At 60.7% G+C, this 17,191-nt stretch carries 12 protein-coding genes; 5 read left to right on the top strand and 7 right to left on the bottom strand.

Annotated elements, in window-relative coordinates:
* Window positions 1-268 precede the first annotated feature (268 nt).
* A complete protein-coding gene (locus tag BUE21_RS11450) occupies window positions 269-793 on the top strand; it encodes a gamma carbonic anhydrase family protein (RefSeq protein WP_073356801.1) in 525 nt (174 codons plus the stop codon).
* Between the two features lie 12 nt (window positions 794-805).
* The gene (gene hslO, locus BUE21_RS11445; protein WP_073356800.1) at window positions 806-1,822 is read left to right on the top strand and encodes an Hsp33 family molecular chaperone HslO; all 1,017 of its coding nucleotides are present in this window, start codon (window positions 806-808) and stop codon (window positions 1,820-1,822) included.
* Window positions 1,823-2,028: 206 nt separating this feature from the next.
* On the opposite strand, the gene BUE21_RS11440 is transcribed toward hslO, so the two are convergent.
* The 4 genes from BUE21_RS11440 to BUE21_RS11425 form a co-directional block, all read right to left on the bottom strand.
* Window positions 2,029-3,660, bottom strand: coding sequence for a PEP/pyruvate-binding domain-containing protein (locus BUE21_RS11440; protein WP_073356799.1), 1,632 nt, complete (start codon window positions 3,658-3,660; stop codon window positions 2,029-2,031).
* Window positions 3,661-3,715: 55 nt separating this feature from the next.
* Entirely contained in the window at window positions 3,716-5,728 is a 2,013-nt protein-coding gene (locus BUE21_RS11435; RefSeq protein WP_073356798.1) for a hypothetical protein, read from the bottom strand.
* Between the two features lie 244 nt (window positions 5,729-5,972).
* On the bottom strand, window positions 5,973-6,731 hold the full coding sequence (locus BUE21_RS11430; RefSeq protein ID WP_073356797.1) for a sulfite exporter TauE/SafE family protein: 759 nt from the start codon (window positions 6,729-6,731) through the stop codon (window positions 5,973-5,975).
* Window positions 6,732-6,773: 42 nt separating this feature from the next.
* Window positions 6,774-7,325, bottom strand: coding sequence for a helix-turn-helix domain-containing protein (locus BUE21_RS11425; protein ID WP_234971138.1), 552 nt, complete (start codon window positions 7,323-7,325; stop codon window positions 6,774-6,776).
* On the opposite strand from BUE21_RS11425, the gene BUE21_RS11420 reads away from it, so the two are divergent.
* A complete protein-coding gene (locus tag BUE21_RS11420) occupies window positions 7,318-9,432 on the top strand; it encodes a site-specific DNA-methyltransferase (protein ID WP_084523231.1) in 2,115 nt (704 codons plus the stop codon). The two genes, BUE21_RS11425 and BUE21_RS11420, sit on opposite strands and share 8 nt — an antisense overlap.
* Window position 9,433: 1 nt before the next feature.
* Window positions 9,434-12,436: a DEAD/DEAH box helicase family protein gene (locus BUE21_RS11415; RefSeq protein WP_073356794.1), complete on the top strand. Its 3,003-nt coding sequence runs from the start codon at window positions 9,434-9,436 to the stop codon at window positions 12,434-12,436.
* Between the two features lie 7 nt (window positions 12,437-12,443).
* On the opposite strand, the gene BUE21_RS11410 is transcribed toward BUE21_RS11415, so the two are convergent.
* Complete coding sequence (locus tag BUE21_RS11410; RefSeq protein WP_073356793.1) at window positions 12,444-13,607, bottom strand: hypothetical protein; 1,164 nt, start codon at window positions 13,605-13,607, stop codon at window positions 12,444-12,446.
* Window positions 13,608-13,776: 169 nt separating this feature from the next.
* Between BUE21_RS11410 and BUE21_RS11405 the strand changes: the two genes are divergently transcribed.
* The gene (locus BUE21_RS11405; RefSeq protein ID WP_073356792.1) at window positions 13,777-14,319 is read left to right on the top strand and encodes a DJ-1 family glyoxalase III; all 543 of its coding nucleotides are present in this window, start codon (window positions 13,777-13,779) and stop codon (window positions 14,317-14,319) included.
* 19 nt (window positions 14,320-14,338) lie between these two features.
* Here the strand turns inward: BUE21_RS11405 and BUE21_RS11400 are convergent, their stop codons facing one another.
* Window positions 14,339-15,049 carry a glutathione S-transferase N-terminal domain-containing protein gene (locus BUE21_RS11400; RefSeq protein WP_073356791.1) on the bottom strand — a complete coding sequence of 237 codons (711 nt, stop codon included), beginning with the start codon at window positions 15,047-15,049 and terminating at the stop codon, window positions 14,339-14,341.
* A 449-nt stretch (window positions 15,050-15,498) separates the two neighbouring features.
* Window positions 15,499-17,091 carry an ABC transporter substrate-binding protein gene (locus BUE21_RS11395; protein WP_073356790.1) on the bottom strand — a complete coding sequence of 531 codons (1,593 nt, stop codon included), beginning with the start codon at window positions 17,089-17,091 and terminating at the stop codon, window positions 15,499-15,501.
* Between the last annotated feature and the right edge of the window lie 100 nt (window positions 17,092-17,191).

The following is a 17,191-nucleotide window of genomic DNA, read 5'->3' as shown; positions in this document are numbered from 1 at the left end:
TTTTTGCTGTTCAGTTTGCGTGATGGTGGAATTCACTCACAGCGTCATGCCGGGCCTGACCCGGCATCCAGAAGCATGGCACAACCAAGGCTACCGGGACTTTCAAGGCAAACGTTGCCACTGGATGCCGGGTCAAGCCCGGCATGACGGGGTCGTGGGGTTTGTGTTTGGCAAAAATAGGCATGTATCGGATGTTTTTGACATGGCGTGATCGCCCGCATAATCACGACACAATCATTCTTCCCCCACCCCTGTATGGAGACCCGATATGGCCGTTTACGAACTCGATGGCATCCACCCCGACATTGCCCCCACTGCCTGGGTGGCCGATAGTGCGCAGGTGATGGGCAAGGTGCAACTGGGCGAGGATGCCAGCGTCTGGTTCGGCACGGTGGTGCGGGGCGACAGCGATACCATCACGATTGGCGCGGGCAGCAATATTCAGGATGGCAGCGTGCTGCATGCCGATGAAGGCAAGCCGCTGCACATTGGCCGCCATGTCACGGCAGGGCATCAGGTGATGCTGCATGGCTGCACGATTGGCGATGAATCGCTCATCGGCATTGGCTCGGTCATTCTCAACGGCGCACGCATTGGCTGCAATTGCCTGGTTGGTGCGCGTTCGCTGGTGACGGAGGGCAAGGAGTTCCCCGATGGCGTGATGATTCTGGGCAGTCCGGCCAAGGTGGTGCGCGCCCTCACGCCCGAAGAAATCGAGGGACTGCGCCGCAGTGCCCGCCACTACATCGACAACAGCCGCCGCTTCCGCGATGGCCTGAAAAAATCCGAATGAAGGAACCCCACTGTGTCTGAACTGCATAAATTTCTGTTTGATGGCCTGCCTGTGCGGGGCGCGATTGTGCGCGTGACCGACGCATGGCAGGAGATGCTGCGCCGCCGTGCCGCCAATACCGAAACCGGCGCGTACCCGTTGCCGGTGCAGACCCTGCTGGGCGAAATGGTGGCCGCCGGGTTGCTGATGCAGTCCAACATCAAGTTTGAAGGCGCGCTCATTCTGCAAATTGCGGGGGATGGGCCGCTGAAGCTGGCGGTGGCGGAGGTGCATTCCAGTCTGGCTGTGCGCAGTACCGCTACCCTGGGCAGTGCTGCCCGCGCCAGCGTGCAGGACGATACCCCGCTGTCCGCGCTGCTCAACCAGCAGGGGCAGGGGCGTTGTGCCATTACGCTTGACCCCGACCGCAAACTGCCCGGCCAGCAGCCCTATCAGGGCATTGTGCCGCTGGTGAACGAGGCAGGCGAACCGCTGGAGAGCCTGAACGTGATTTTGCAACAGTACATGCGCCAGTCCGAGCAGCTCGATACCGTGCTGGTGCTGGCCGCCAATGCGCAGGTGGCGGCTGGGTTGCTGGTGCAGCGCATGCCGGTCAAGGGGCAGGACAATCTCGCCGCCGGGCAACTCGATACCGAGGCCGAGGATACGCTGGGCGAGAACGAGGATTTCAACCGCATTGCCCACCTCGCCAGCAGCCTGCAAAAAGACGAGTTGCTGACGCTGGATGTGCCCACCATTCTGCGCCGCCTGTTCTGGCAGGAGCCGCTGGTGCAATTGCCCGCCGCCGTGGATGCGGCAGGTGCGGCACTGCGCCCGCACTTCCGCTGCACATGCAGCAAGGAGCGGGTGGAGAACATGCTGCGCAACCTGGGGGAAGCCGAGAGCCAGGGCATCGTGGCAGAGCAGGGGCGGATTCAGGTGGGTTGTGAGTTCTGCGGCCAGCAGTATCTGTTCGACCCGGTGGATGTCACCGCGCTGTTCAGCGGTGATGCCACGCACTCGCCCCAGGCATCCCGCACGATGCACTGAGCGGGCGAGGCGGCAGGTTGGATCGTTCCTGCGCTCCTGCGTGGGAACGGTGTCGGGACGCTCCAGCGTCCTTGCCTCATGCCATGCCGCTGGAGCGGCGGGGGAGGCGTTCCCACGCAGGAGCGTAGGAACGATTCCAACTTTGGTTTGGGGCCGTCATTCCGGCGCAGGCCGCAATCCAGTCGCCTCATGTGCAATTGGGCCATTTATTCGCGCAACTGCGCCAGCCGCTCCAGTATGCCTGCTGGCACTTCGCGCACGGTCTTGACGGTTCCGACGTAAATATGGCCGGTGTTGCCGTCCAGTGTGAGCACCGTGCCTTCGGGCAGGGGTTGTCCGCCCAGGTGAATCACGCGCCGTGCCAGGTCGATCTGCAAGTCCTGACAGTCCACCAGGCAGACTTTGCCCAGATGGCGTGCCACCACGGCGGCATGGGAGGTGCGCGCGCCGCGTGCCGTCAGCAGGCCCTGGGCAATGTCCAGCGCGGCAATGTCGCTGGTTTCTGCGTCGTGGCGCACCAGCAGCAGTGGGGTGTGGGTGGCGTGGCAACGGCGGGCCTGTTCTTCATCCAGCGCGATGGCTCCGCTGGCCACGCCGTGCGCGGCACTCAGGCCGGTGGCCACGGGAGCCAGTGCGCTGCTCTGGCCATCGGCCTTGCCTTCGCTTCTCTGGGCGACGATGCGCGGCACGGCCAGGGTGTCGGCATCCAGTCCGGCGGTGCGCCTGCGGGCTTCTGCGGTGTCGATCAGTCCTTCCTGCCACAGATCGAGTGCGATGCGGGCCTGTGCCTGTACGGTGCGCTTGCCGTCGCGGGTTTGCAGCAGCCACAACTGACCGTTTTCTACGGTGAATTCAAAGTCCTGCATGTCGCCAAAGGCTTTCTCCAGCTTGGCGATGGCATGGCGCAGTTCTTTCCAGACGGCCGGAGCGAGGCGGGAGAGTTCGTCGTGGCCGCGTGCGCTGCGTCGGCCCGATACCACGTCTTCACCTTGTGCGTTGAACAGAAAATCCACCCAGGGCACGGCCTCGCCGGTGCTGGGATGGCGCGAGAAGCCCACGCCCGCTCCCGAGATGCCCCCGGCATTGCCGAACACCATGCGCTGCACGGTCACGGCCGTGCCCATGTGTTCCGACAGGCCGTGCAATCTGCGATATTCCTGTGCCTTGGGGGCGTGCCAACTGGCAAATACCGCGCCAATGGCCTGTTCCAGTTGCTCCAGTGGTTCTTGAGGGAAGCTCTTGCCTGCCTCGCGCTGCACGGTGCAGAGGTGCAGCCGCGCAAGGCTGCGCAGTTCCGAGAAGTCCAGCTCGCGCTCATCCCGGCCTTTGCCGACCTGCTGCAAGTCGGCCTCGAACAGGGCACTGTCCAGCCCCAGCACGACTTCGCCATAACCGGCAATCAGGCGGCGGTAGGCATCCCAGACCAGGCGCGGATTGCCGGTGCTGCGCAACAGGCCGGGCAGGGTTTTTTCGGTCAGGCCGATGTTGAGCAGGGTTTCCATCATGCCCGGCATGGAGACGGGCGCGCCGGAGCGCACCGACAGCAGCAGCGGGCGGCGGTTGTCGCCGAAACGCAGGCCAGTGGCCGATTCCAGTGCCGCCAGGCCGCTGTACCAGCTCTGGCGCAACTGCGAGGCCGGGGCATTCTGCCAGTGCGTGCCCAGCACAAAGGCCTGGGGTACGGGCAGGCCCAGCGCGGCCATGCGCACGAGGTTGTAGGCTTTGAAGCCGATGGTGTCGGGGCCGGGCAGCGCGGATGCGCGCAGGGTGCTGTCCGGGCAGCCAATCAGGGTGGGCGGTGGCAGCGCGGGGGATTGGGGGGCGGTCGGGGTATTCATGGCGTGGTATGCGGTGGGGCAGCAGGGAGGTTCGGATGGCAGGCCGTGGGATGGTTCAGCTCAGGGGCTGAATCTGGCGGAACACCCGTTCGCGCAGGCCGTGGCCCAGCAGCAGCAGTGCGTCGCTGGCGTGTTCCACGGCGGCAGCAAAGTCGTTGCCCAGTGTCAGGGCCACGGCATCGTTGTGCTGGCGTGCATCCTGTGCCAGCAGGCGGCGCGACTGGCGCAGCAGTTCGTCGCAGTGGCGTTCGGCCTGCAACAGATGCCAGGACATGCGCAGGAAATCGTCGTGATCGATGGCTTCGCTGACTTCGTCCAGCGTGCAGGCGATGGTCAGTGCCTTGATGTGGTCTTGCACGGCGGTGCGCACCGTGCCTGCCAGAGCGACCATCAAGGCACGCAGTGGCTCGCTCCAGTATGTCTGGGGCTTGGCGTGGAAATGCCCGGCCAGCAAGTCCAGCACGAAGCAGGCTTCTTCCAGCGCGTCGGCCACGTCGTCCGAATGCTCCAGCAGCGGTGTGATGGACTGGCTGTGCAACTGGGGCTGGCGCAGGGACTGTGACCGCGCCTGCACCACCAGTTGGTCGGCGGTGCGTTCCCAGCCCTTGGCGCGGCTGGCCAGCCGGGTGGTGGCGGTGGGGTCGCGCTCGGCCCCGTGTGCCAGCGAATCCACCAGGGCCTGTGCGAGAGCGTGGCAGAGGGCCGCATGTTCCTGCAACAGCTCCAGCTCATTGCGGTGGCCGCGCAGATGGCGCGTCAGCAGAATGCGCACTTCGTCTTCCAGCAGGCTGCCGGGGCTTTTGGCCAGCGCGTGTCGGGTGGACAGGGCCAGCACTTCGGTGAGGAATGCCACGGTTTCCGGCTCGCCCAGCACGTCGCTGAGTTGATCGCCCAACTGGAAGATGCCACCGGCCTGTGCGCCCATGGCGTTCCAGATGAGTTGCACCCCGCCCGATTCCAGCCAGAAATAATGCCCCACGCGCTGCTGTGCCGCCGCTTGCAGCACCTTCACCGCATTGGCCTTGCCGACAAAGGTGCGCAGCCGCTTGCGGGCGCGGTTCCAGTCGATCAGGAACACGATGCGCTCGCCAATGCCTTCCAGTTGCCGCGCCAGTTCGGCTTCGCTGTCTGCCTCGAAACGCGCCGTTCCCACGAAGTAGGCTTCGCCCGCATTCAGGCCCCGGTGCTGCTGTGACTGGGTTTCGCTCCAGGTGGCCCCCACCTCGCGCAGCAGCCCCTGAAAGAATGCAAAACGCTGGTCGTGCAGATCGGAATAGGTGAGGGTGATGCGGGGCCGTGCCAGCCCCGTGTCCACCTGAATCACCAGCACATGCGCATCGTTCGTGCCGATGTCGTTCTGAATCATCAGCACCGCGGCGTCGCGCGTGGCGGCGGTGTCCAGGCCGGGGTGGTTGCCCTTGAGGCCACGGGTGCGGCCCAGCCCGCGCATGAATGCCTGAATGCGTGGCACGTCGCTGCCGTCTTCGGCCAGTTGCCAGGCGTGCGCTCCGGCAATCTCGTCGGTGGCCAGTTGCGCAGCCAGCCGGTTCAGTGCCTTGTGCAAATCCATCACGGTAATGTGCAGGCTGTCGCCCTTCTCACGCAGCCCGTGCGTCAGGCTCGACAGGGTGGCGGCATCCAGCAGCGGCTCGGGCTGGCTCTTCACCTCGTTCAGGCTGGACTGCCAGTGCTGCACACGCTCCAGCAGGCCATGCGCCTCTGCCGTATCCTGCTCCTGGAAGGGGCGTGCCATCTGCGCCAGATCATCGTGCAGGCGCGTGGCCAGCAGCGGCAGGTCGGGCAGGCTGATGTCTGCGCCTTGCAGCGAGGCACTGCCGGGCAGTTTGCGCAACCAGTGCTGGTCGGGTGTCTGCCCCATTCCCGCAGCGGCCATTTCCTGCCCCAGATCGGGCAGCGTGGCCTGGGGCTGGTGCGCATGGCCCACCGCCGCTTGCAGCACCGTCAGGTACAGCTTGAGCCGGTCATTGGCCCTGAGGGCGGCCTGTAGGCGCGCAGGCTGCAAAAGAGAGGCCATCCCCAGGGTGGCTACTGCTTGGGCTTTTTCCATGCCGAGATTCCAGTCATGTGTTCGTTCATGAACCAGGTATCGTCGGTGGCGATTGTGAAAATATTATGACGACCTAGGGAAGGTCTGCAAAACTCTTGCGGTAAGCCTGCGCCCGCCAGTGGGATGCAGCGCAAGGCGGATTTTGCGGTCAATAGCGGGGCTATTGACCGCAAAAGCCAACGCAGCGATGCGCCCAGTGGCGGGATGCGGGCGGCGCAATGGGTTTTGCAGACCTTCCCTAGTGCTACCGCAGGAACGCATCCCAGGCCGAGCGGGCGATCAGCACCGATACCACTGCCACGAAAATCCAGCGCACAAAGCCCGCGCCATAGCGCAGGGCCATCCAGGTTCCCAGCAGACTGCCCAGGATGTTCGCCACCGCCAGCGGCACGGTCAGATGCCACCACACATAGCCCTTCATGCCCAGCAAGGCGACCGAGGCCACATTCGTGGCAATGTTCAGCAGCTTGGCATGGGCCGAGGCATTCAGGAAGTCATAACCCAGCAGCCGCACCAGCGCGAACACGAAAAAACTGCCCGTGCCCGGCCCGAAGAAACCGTCGTAGAAACCGATCAGCGCGCCGATGCACATGGCCAGCACTTGTTCGCGCCGACGGCTTTGCAGCGGGTGCGCCGTCTGCCCCAGGTCTTTTTTCCACAGCGTGTAACACAGCACCGCCAGCAGCACGAAGGGCAGTAGCTTGCGCAGAAAATCCGCCGAGGCCACCGTCACCGCCCACGACCCCAGCAGCGAGCCGCCAAAGGCAGCCAGCACCGCCGGCAGAATCACCGCCCAGCGAAACTCGATGCGCCGCGCGTACCGCCACGCCGAGAACGCGGTGCCCCATACGGCCCCGCTTTTGTTCGTGCCAAACAGGGCAGCCGGTGCCGCAGTGGGGTACACCGCAAACAGCACCGGCACCAGAATCAACCCGCCGCCGCCCACAATCGCATCCACGAAACCGGCAAACAGCGAAGCCAGAGAAACAATCAGCCATTCCATGGGCGTGATTATCCGCTGGGAAGGACAGTGCGTGGGTTGCTGTTACATGCCCTCTTGTGGTGGTTGTACCTTGATGAGTGCCAGGATCAGTTCGCGCACAATTTTGCGTTGTGCAGTCGTCAATTGCAGGAAGGCATCGAATGTCTGGCGTTCCATGCTGCCCATGGCCTCATCCGGTGGCTGCTGGTACGGCTGGGCAGCACCGGAGCCAGCACTGTGTATGACTTCGCCATAGCGCAGGGCTTGGGGTTCAACTTTCAACAGTTGTGCCAACACGACCAGCTTCTCCTGCGAGGGAATCGATTCGCCTCGCAGCCAGCGGGTCACGGCCTGAAATGTGACTGCTCGCCCAGGGTAATGAAGGTTGAAGAGTTTCAGCAACACACTGGGTCGCGGCTCCAGGCCGGCAAGAATCATTGCATCACGCAAACGTATTGAAAATTCAATATTTTTTTTCCATCCTCTCACGTTAAATTCCAATGTGATTTTTTTGTTAAAGTTTCTGTTGTAATATTGATTCAACTGAATGTTGAATTGAACGCCCTGCTTGTGTTGCCTCGACCGCGCGCATGGGGCAAGGATGGAAATGCTCAAATCTTTGATTGAACAATTGCCCGAAATTGTCAAGAACGGCCGCAAGGAGGCCGAAGCCATTCTTCAAGGCATTGAAGGACAACGCCGCATCGCTCTGCAAACCCGCGAGGTGGTGCTCCCTGCGCGGGAAAGCAGCATGCCCGATTGGGTCATGCAGCAAAACCGCGAGCAGCAGGCGCAGGTGGTGGCTGCGGATGAGGCAACTGGTGGGAAAGCATGGATGAATCGGCTGATCTACGGCGACAACCTGCTGGCCATGGCCGCATTGCTCGCTGGTGATGAGCACACGCCATCCCTGCGCGGCAAGCTGGACCTGATTTATATCGATCCGCCGTTCGACTCCAAGTCCGACTATCGGACCAAAGTCACCCTGCCTGGAGTGGAACTGGAGCAGCGGCCCACGGTCATCGAGCAATTCGCCTATTCGGATACCTGGGCTGATGGCACCGCGTCTTATCTGGCCATGATGATTCCACGTCTGATACTGATGCGCGAGTTGCTGGCCGATACCGGATCGATTTACATTCACTTGGACTGGCATGTTGCGCACTACGTGAAGCTGGTCATGGATGACGTGTTCGGCAAGGAAAACTTCATCAATGAAATCGTGTGGAAGCGCAGCGATGCCAAGGGCGACTCGGCACAGGGCAGTTCACACTACTCCAGGGTTCACGATGTGATCCTGTTCTTCCAGAAGTCGCCCCACCGCTACTGGCATCAGCAGTTCCTGCCGCTGTCCGAGGCCTACATCAATTACTCCTATAAGCATCAGGACCCTGATGGCAGGAGGTACAAGCTCGAAAACATGCTGGGGCCAGGTGGTGAGGTGAAGGGCAATCCGGTGTACGAGGTCATGGGAGTGCGGCGTGCATGGCGGTACTCGCGTGAGCGGATGCAGCAACTGATCGAGGCAGGGCTGGTGGTGCAGACCAGACCGGGAACCGTGCCTATGCAGAAGAAATACCTCGATGAGTCCAAAGGCGTGCAAGTCGGGTCGTGGTGGGACGATGTCAGCATGCTGCGTGGCTGGTCTTCGGAGAAGACCGATTACGCGACCCAGAAGCCCGAGAAGCTCATTGAGCGCATCGTCCATGCTTCCTGCCCGCGAGGGGGGCTGATTGCGGATTTCAATGCAGGCTCTGGAACCGCCGCTGCCGTGGCCGAGAAGCTCGGGCGTCGCTGGATCTGTGTGGACTTTGGCAAGCCTGCCTGCATGATTACGCGCAAACGGCTCATTGATCTGGAGGCCAAACCTTTTCTTTACCAGGCCATTGGCGACTATCAGGTCGAGGCGGCCAAGGCGCATTTTGGCACGCGCGATTTCCGCATCGGCGATCTGGCGCAGATCGTGCTCTCGTTGTATGGTGCCTCGCCACTGTCTGCCGATGCCAATCCACAGCGCAACCTGGGGCAGATTGTCGGCCTCCAGCCCGGTAGCCGCAAGGGCCGCAAAACACTGGTGCTGGCCGACTCTCCCAATATACTCACCGGGGCAGGCACTCTGAAAAAAGCCATTGCATTGCGTGACAGTCTGCTGGGTGGCTGGGATCGGGTCGTGGTACTGGGCTGGAACTTCGAGCCAGCGATTGGCCAGGCCATTGCCACACTGGACGACAGCCGGCTGGAGGTGCTTGTCATCCCTCCGGATCTGCTCGATCGTCTGAGGAAAAAAGGCAACAGCGTGGAGCGGCTGCGCCAACAGGTGCGCTTTGCCTCGTTGCAATATCTGGCCATCCATCCCGTGCAACGCCAGCGCACGGCTGAGGGTGAGCAACTGACCGTGCGGCTGAAGAACTATGTCTTGCTTTCACCCGAGGCCATCAATCTGGACGATACCAATCGCCAGAAGCTGCAAGCCATCATCAATCGCGATCCGCTGGCATTGGTGGAATACTGGGCGGTGGACACGGACTACGATGGCCAGGTGTTCCGCTCCACATGGCAGGACTACCGGGGCAATACGGCCAATGATGCCGATCCATTGCGCGTGGTTGAACAGGCCCGGATCGATGCGCCTGTCCATGCCGGGATGCGCAGGCTGTGTGTCCGTGCCGTGGATGTGTTTGGCTATGAGGCCGAAGTGGTGGTGACGGTGGAGGCAATCTGACATGGCACGACAGGCCCATCATTCCGAGCAGGATAATCCATTGGCATTGTCGATTGCCTTGACGCAGTACACCAACCGGATCTGCCATGGCATTGAATACGGCGAAGCGGAGATTCTGGAACGTGTCACGCCCACCACCGCAGAACTGCTGCGCTGGTGGTTTGGTGAAGACATGATGGCGGCACGCGGCTGGATGAATTTCCATGCCGGACAGAGGCAGGCCATTCTGAATGCGATTGTGGCGCATGAGGTTCTGGGCGATGTGCAGATGGGAGCAATGGGCTTGCTGGGCCTTTACCAGCAGGTAGCACCGGACGCACTGCGTGTCACCAGCCGCCAGCATGCGCTGGCCTCTCCGTCGAATGCGCACCCCAAATACTGTTTCAAAATGGCGACGGGCACGGGCAAGACCTGGGTGCTGCAGGCCTTGCTGGTGTGGCAGGTGCTGAACAAGACGGCAGCCTTGGCCGAAGGGGTGGACGATGCGCGTTTCACGCGCTATTTCATGATCGTCGCTCCTGGCCTGATCGTGTATGAACGGCTGCTGGATGCCTTCTGCGGCAAGGCATTGCCCGATCAGCAGAACATGCGCGACTTTGAGTCTGCCGACATCAAGCAGTTTGCAGACCTTTTCATTCCCGAGGCGCAGCGCGAGGCCATCTTTGCCTTTGTCTATGGCAACCTGTGCTGCAAGGAGGAAATCGGCCAGAAAACCACTGGCAATGGCATGATCGCCATCACCAACTGGCATTTGCTGGCCGAAGGGGATTTCGCCGATGAACAAGACGATGACTCTGAGCAGGACCAGACACCCCTTGCCGTACATGAAGTGGTCAAGCAGCTTCTGGCCTTGCCCCCCGGCAAGGCTACGGGCAACAGTCTGGATGTACTGGACAAACGCTGGACACGCGGCAATGTTCTGGAGTATCTGGCAGAGTTGCCGGAATTGCTGGTGTTCAATGATGAGGCCCACCACATCCATGAGGTCAGGCGTGCGGGCGAAGTCTCCGAAGTTGAGTGGCAAAAAAGCCTGATGCGCATTGCCCAAAGCAAGACAAACGCACGGGGCAGGCGTTTTGTGCAGATGGATTTTTCTGCAACGCCTTACAACGACGTGGGTCGAGGCAAGCACAGAACCAAATACTTCTTCCCGCACATCATTACGGATTTCGACCTGAAGACGGCCATGCGCGAAGGGCTTGTCAAATCCGTGGTGCTGAACCAGCGCAAGGAAATTGGTGCATTGCCGCTGGAGTTCAAGGCCGAACGTGACGAGCAAGGCAATCCCACGCTCAGCGAGGGCCAACGCGTGATGCTGCGGGCAGGCTTGCAGAAGCTGCGCAAGCTCGAGCGGGACTTTGCGGCCATCGATCCCGATCGCTATCCCAAAATGCTGGTGGTCTGCGAGGACACTGCCGTCACGCCGCTGGTGACACGGTTCTTGCAGGAACACGAAGGCCTGTCGGAGGATGATGTCATGAGCATCGATTCGGGCAAGAGGGTCACATTGGGAGAAAAAGAGTGGCTCAGTGTGCGCGGACGCCTTTTCAATGTGGACCGGCACATCTCACCGCGCGTCATCGTCAGTGTGTTGATGCTGCGCGAGGGCTTTGATGTGAGCAACATCTGTGTGATCGTGCCGTTGCGCAGTTCACAGGCCCCCATTCTGCTGGAGCAGACCATTGGGCGTGGCCTGCGACTGATGTGGCGAGAGGAAGACTATGCCGACATCAAACGCGAAAACCGCGAACGCATCCATGCGGGGCAGGAGCCAAAGAGCCTGCTGGATGTATTGACCATCATCGAACATCCCGCTTTTCAGTTCTTCTATGACGAACTGATGCAGTCAGGCGGGGCTGGCATGACCAGCGAGGCCAGTGACGGCCATCATTCTGCCGGTGACATGGTGGCAGCAGACTTGTGCGAAAACTTCCGGGCTTTCGACTTTGGTGTTCCTTTCATCGTGCAGGAAGCGCAGGCGTGGCGTCAGCCTGCTGTGTTGAAAGTCGGTGAGCTACCTGCTTTCACCGCCATGACACGTTCCTATTTGCGCGAACTGCTGCGCAAGGGCGATCATTTCATTTCACAGGACTTGCAGAATACGGCTCTGTTCGGGGATTGCTGTGTGGATGGCACAGTTGCACAAGTGGCGGGCTACAACGACTACCTGTCGCGTCTGACACGCCGCATCAGTCAGAATTGGAGTGAGGAGTTGCCACGAACCGGCAGGATTTGCGCACATGGAATCACTCCGTATCTCCAGACCAGCGAAGCCATCCTGACGGGCTGGCTGGACGACTACATCTGGACGCAACTGTTTGGCGACACCTTCCATCCGCTGGAAGTCACCCCTGAAGGAGAGAACTGGCGGTATTTGCTGCTCGCTCCCGTGGTCGATCATATCGTCAAGGTGTTTGCCGAGGCCCTGACACAGCAGGAGCGTTACCTGCATGTGGGTCAGACCCAGGTGCGTATGCGCTGGCTCAGCGAAGTACCGCGCTTGATGGTGCGTGAGAGTCACTCCATCCCTTCGAACAAGTGCCTCTACACACGGCAAGGCTGGTCGGCCTTTGATGGTGGACTGGAGCGAGACTTCATCTGCTGGGCGCAGGAAGATGCACTGGTGCTGGCATTCTGCAAGATCAGCGACAATCGCCACGGTTTTCTGCGATTGCGTTATGTGAAGGAGGATGGGTTGTCGGCCTTTTATCACCCGGATTTTCTGGTGCGCACACACGAGGCTGTTTATTTGGTGGAAACCAAGATCAACCAGCAGATGGCACGCCCGAATCTGCGGCGCAAACACAAGGCTGCACTCGCTTGGTGTGAGCGCATCAACGGACTGGATGCCAGCCAGCGGGGTGGCCCGCCTTGGCACTATGTGATGCTGGACGAGCATCTGCTGCATGAATGGCAGAGCAAAGGAGCGCATCTGGCCGAACTGCTGGACTTCGCACGGCTGCGTTCTGCGGCCGATAACAGCTTGCAGGCGTTGCTGCTTTAAGAATGTGTCAGCGCATACCGCCCGGAAACAAATCGTGCAATAGATCGAACATCTGTTCATCGAACTGCTGGCTTTTGCGGGTCTGGTTCAGCCAGCGTTTGAGGGCTTTGCTTTCTTGCAGCCGGTCGATCATCTGCCGGGTTTCGTGGTTGTCTTCTTCCAGAAGTGCCACGGATTCGTTCACGATACGGGGCATGTCGCTGGGCTGGATGCTGGCATGTGGATCGAGCCGGTAGCGCATCTTGAAGGCGGCTTCGGTCTGGAGCAGTTCGATGGTCAGGTCTTCGCTTTGCTGGTGCAGCACCCGGTTGTAGTGCTTGAGCTGGTCGTTGGCCAGTTGGGCCAGATTGCCGGGCTGGATTTGCTCCACTTCCAGCTGGAGTTGCAGCAGGTCGAGCAGGCGGTTGTCCTTGTAGGCGGTGGTGGCGCGTTGCATCAGTGCAGTTTTGCGCTCGCGTTCTGCCGGGTTGGTTTCGCGGTCGGGGTGCAGGCTGCTGGCCAGACGGCGAAAAATGCTTTGCACCGACTGGCTGGCCTGTTTTTCGGCCAGTTCCTGCTCCTGCTGTTTTTTCAGGCGATTGGCTTCGCGGCGTTGTTCGGTTCTGCTGGTTTTGCGTGGGCGTGACGAGGCAGTTTCGTGTTCCGCTTCAGCCTGCATGGCCGCGTGCAGTTGGCGCATCAGAGCCTGCGGGTCGTCCAGGTCGATGGCTTCGTCGCCTAGCTTGACCCCGAATGCCTGTTCCACCTGGGCCTTGATCTGTGCTTGTTTCTGCTGTTCCTGCTCGGCATAGCTGGTGGGGCTGTGCTTGTCGAACAATGTCTGAAGCGTGCCGCGCTCCGCGTTGTCCAGCGTGGCCGATGTCAGCAGTTGTTCAACGATGTCGCAGATGATGCTGTGCAGGGTTTGCTGGTCGGCCTCGGTGAGCCGGATGGTATCGGCGGCATGATCCAGCAGCAGGGCCAGTTGCTGCTGCAAATGATCGGCGGTGTGTTGCAGGGGCAGATACTCGGTATTCCAGCGTCGTGCAAATGACGGTTCATGCTCCTGCCATGCCTCAAGGGTATCGCGCTGGCGGTTGATCTTCTTGATGAGGCCGTTGAACCTTTTTTGCGCAGGCGTGAGTGGCTGGGTGCTGGCAGGCTGGATGCTGAGCGGGTGGGTGCGTGACATGGATGGAGCAGTAAAAGAGACGGTGGCGGGGGCATTCTAAAAGTGAACCACCGGGCAAGTGGCTTGCCACTCGCACCGGATGGCTTGAGTGGCGGTAATATCCCTTGGTGCGGTGGCGCGCTGCCGTGCATTTCTTCCATCACCACCAGCCATATCCAAGGAGCATCCGATGAGTACCGTTTTTGTGTTTCTGACCACGGGTTTTGAAGAGATCGAGGCCATCGGCACGATCGATGTACTGCGCCGTGCGCAACTGGACGTGCAGTCCGTTTCCCTGACGGGAGAAAAACAGGTGACGGGAGCGCATGCGGTGACGGTGCAGGCCGATCTGCTGTTTGAAGACGTGGACTTTGACCGCGCACAATTGCTGGTGCTGCCGGGCGGCACGACCAGGTTCAACGAGCACGAAGGACTGAAGCAGCAGGTGCTGGCATTTGCCCAGCGTGGCGAGAAAGTGGCTGCCATTTGCGCTTCGCCGATGGTGCTGGGCGGCCTGGGACTGTTGCAAGGCCGCAATGCCACCTGCTACCCTGGTTTCGAGCAGTACCTGCAAGGCGCGACCCTGCAAACCGAACAGGCCGCCGTGGTGGATGGCAACATCACCACAGGCCGTGGCCCCGGCCTGACCATCGACTTTGCCCTGACTCTGGTGGAACAACTGGCGGGCAGTGAGCGTGCCCAGCAGGTGGGCCAAGGTTTGCTGGTGCGCTGAAGCCTTTGGGGTTGTTCTGTCAGCCCGGTACGCCCAGCCCTCTTTGTACGGCCGGGCGTGCCGAGAACTGCGCCAACACGCGCTGCACGTTGGCAAAACGCGCAAAGTCCACCAGTTCCCCTGCACCATAAAACTCCACCAGATTGCGCACCCAGGGCAGGATGGCAATGTCGGCAATCGAGTAGGCGGCTTCGCCCTGACCGAGCAGCCAGTCCTTGCCGTCGAGTTGCTGCTCCAGCACTGCCAGCAATCGGGCGGATTCGGTCACATACCGTTGCAGCGGGCGTTTGTCGTCAATCTCCTTGCCCGCAAATTTGTGGAAGAAGCCCAGTTGCCCGAACATCGGGCCTACGCCACCCATTTGCCACATCAGCCACTGGATGGCGTGGTAGCGGGAAGCAGGCTCTTGCGGCAGCAACCGGCCGGTTTTGTCGGCCAGATACAGCAGGATGGCCCCGCTCTCGAACAGGGTCAGTGGCTTGTCGCCGGGGCCGTGCGGGTCGAGGATGGCGGGAATCTTGTTGTTGGGGTTGAGCGAGAGAAACTCCGCGCTGAATTGGTCCTGGCTGGCAAAGTCCACTTTGTGGGCTTCATACGGCAGCCCCAGTTCTTCCAGTGCAATCGAAACCTTGACCCCGTTGGGGGTGGCCAGCGAGTAGAGCTGGATGGCATCGGGCTTGCTGGCGGGCCATTTGCGCTGGATGGGGTGTTCTGTCAGAGGCGAAGACATGGTGAGTGGGCTGTGTGCAGGGTCGGGGCTGTAAGAACGTGTTTCCGATCTCGGCACGAGTGCTGTTGCCCCTCAGGATATGGCGTAGCCATAGAGTTTCGGGACGAGATCGGAAACACGTTCTAAGACAGGCGAGGAAAACATTGTTTCAGAATTTCCGGCCTATGGTGCGGCTAACTCAGGGCGATCGCGCTATGGTGACATGGTATTCCTCTTGTCCAGTTTGCGCGATGGTGAAACTCACCCACAGCGTCATGCCGGGCTTGACCCGGCATCCAGTGGCAGCGTTTGCCTTAAAAGCCCCAATATCCTGGGTTGTGCAATGCTTCTGGATGCCGGGTCAAGCCCGGCATGACCGGGTCGTGTGGGGTTTGTGTCTGGCAAAAATGGGTGCGTGTCGAATGCTTTTGGCATGGCACGATCGCCCTGGTGACTACCGTGCAATCCCTTCAGGGTTCCAGCCACAGGTCAGACCAGTCGCCTGCGGTGAGGTCCACGCTGTTGTTGAGATTGTGGACACGCTTCTGGTACACCTGTAGCGCAGACGGCACGGTCACCAGCGGCAGCACTGGCAATTCGCGGCCTACGATCTGCTGGATTTCCTTGAACTGTGCTGCCCGTTGTGCCTGGTCGGTTTCCACACTGGCCGCACGGAACAATTCATCCACGCGGGGATTGTGGTAGTGCGAGGCATTGACCCAGGGAATCGGATTCTGGATGGCATCCGACCAGTAAATGCGCTGCACGCCCACGGTCGGGTCGAACAGGCGGCCAAGGCCATTCACATTCAGATCGAAACCACGCTCCTTGTAGACCCGGTTCAGGAAGGTGGGCAGATCGCCATCAAGAATCTCCACCTTGATGCCCACGCGGTTGAGCGAGGCGCGAATGTACTCCGCCGCCCGCTTGAAATCCGCCGAAGGCAGGAAGCTCAGACGCAGCTCGAACCGGGGGGCATTGCCCTTGCGCGGGAAGCCCGCTGCATCCAGCAGGGCATTGGCCTTTTCGACATTGTGCGAATAGGTGAACGTGCTGTCATCGTAATAGTCGGTCAGGATTGCCGGAATGGGGGACTGAACGACCTGGGAACGCTGGTAATAAACCTGATTGGCAATGAAGTTCCGGTCGAAGGCATGGGCAATCGCATGGCGTACCTTCTCATGCGCCAGAACTGGGTTCTGGTGGTTGAATTCCAGAAACAGCGCGTTGTTGAGGAAGGCATCGTAGGTATCGTCCACCGCCAGTTTCGGGTTCTTCGCCAGGCGGTCGATGTCGGCAATCGCCACATTCAAAGCGGCATTGACCTCACCGGCCTCGATTGCTGCCGAGATGGACGCGGCATTCTTGATGAAGCGATAGATCACGCGGTCCAGATACGGGTAGCCGTCCCGCCAGTAGTGCGGGTTCCTTTCCAGCACGACGTGACTGCCCTTGACCCACTCCCTGAACACGAAAGGCCCGGTGCCGATCGGATGGTTGGTATTGGCGTGCGAGAGCGGGTCTGCATTGCCATAACGCCGCGCAGACACAATCGGCGTTTCTGCCGACGACAGGGCGTTGAGCAGATAGGGGGCAGGCTTTTGCAGCACGATGGTGGCGGTGTGCGCATCGGGCGTTTTCACATCCGTCACATTCGCAAAGGTGATGCGACCGCGCGGCCCCAGTTCCTTCTGCTTCAGGATGGAATAGCGCACATCCGCCGACGTGAAATCGCTGCCGTCATGGAATTTCACGCCCTCGCGCAGCTTGAAGCTATAGCGCAGACCATCTGGACTGACGTTCCATTCGGTCGCCAGCAGAGGCTGTGGCCGGAACTGAAGATCGTAGCGCAACAGCCCTTCCGTGACCTTGGCACTGGGGTTGCGATTGTCCGTCTTGGTATCCAGGAACGACACCAGCGTGGTCGGCTCCTGCGCCACCACATAGGTGAAGACCCCGCCACGCACCGGCTCCTGAGCCTGTGAATAGGCACTGCTGGCAATGCTCCACGCCACCACAGGCGTAGCGGCCAGCACCCAAGTGCGCGCCCAGAATGGTTTCATGATGACTCCTCCCCCCGCATATGCTTGATCTACCCGATGAATTCCAGCCACGGCAGCCACCCCGTGGCATACCAATCTGCAAACGATTATCGGCAGCCCA

It is taken from the genome of Lampropedia hyalina DSM 16112 (assembly GCF_900129055.1).
Lineage (GTDB): Bacteria > Pseudomonadota > Gammaproteobacteria > Burkholderiales > Burkholderiaceae_C > Lampropedia > Lampropedia hyalina.
Note: the sequence above shows the minus strand (reverse complement) of the source record. Positions and strands in the feature narration are given on the sequence as shown.

Coding starts and splice junctions, on each gene's coding strand:
- BUE21_RS11450 (WP_073356801.1), top strand. CDS start 269: ATGGCCGTTTACGAACTCGATGGCATCCACCCCGACATTGCCCCCACT.
- BUE21_RS11440 (WP_073356799.1), bottom strand. CDS start 3,660: ATGAATACCCCGACCGCCCCCCAATCCCCCGCGCTGCCACCGCCCACC.
- BUE21_RS11435 (WP_073356798.1), bottom strand. CDS start 5,728: ATGGAAAAAGCCCAAGCAGTAGCCACCCTGGGGATGGCCTCTCTTTTG.
- BUE21_RS11430 (WP_073356797.1), bottom strand. CDS start 6,731: ATGGAATGGCTGATTGTTTCTCTGGCTTCGCTGTTTGCCGGTTTCGTG.
- BUE21_RS11420 (WP_084523231.1), top strand. CDS start 7,318: ATGCTCAAATCTTTGATTGAACAATTGCCCGAAATTGTCAAGAACGGC.
- BUE21_RS11415 (WP_073356794.1), top strand. CDS start 9,434: ATGGCACGACAGGCCCATCATTCCGAGCAGGATAATCCATTGGCATTG.
- BUE21_RS11410 (WP_073356793.1), bottom strand. CDS start 13,607: ATGTCACGCACCCACCCGCTCAGCATCCAGCCTGCCAGCACCCAGCCA.
- BUE21_RS11405 (WP_073356792.1), top strand. CDS start 13,777: ATGAGTACCGTTTTTGTGTTTCTGACCACGGGTTTTGAAGAGATCGAG.
- BUE21_RS11400 (WP_073356791.1), bottom strand. CDS start 15,049: ATGTCTTCGCCTCTGACAGAACACCCCATCCAGCGCAAATGGCCCGCC.
- BUE21_RS11395 (WP_073356790.1), bottom strand. CDS start 17,091: ATGAAACCATTCTGGGCGCGCACTTGGGTGCTGGCCGCTACGCCTGTG.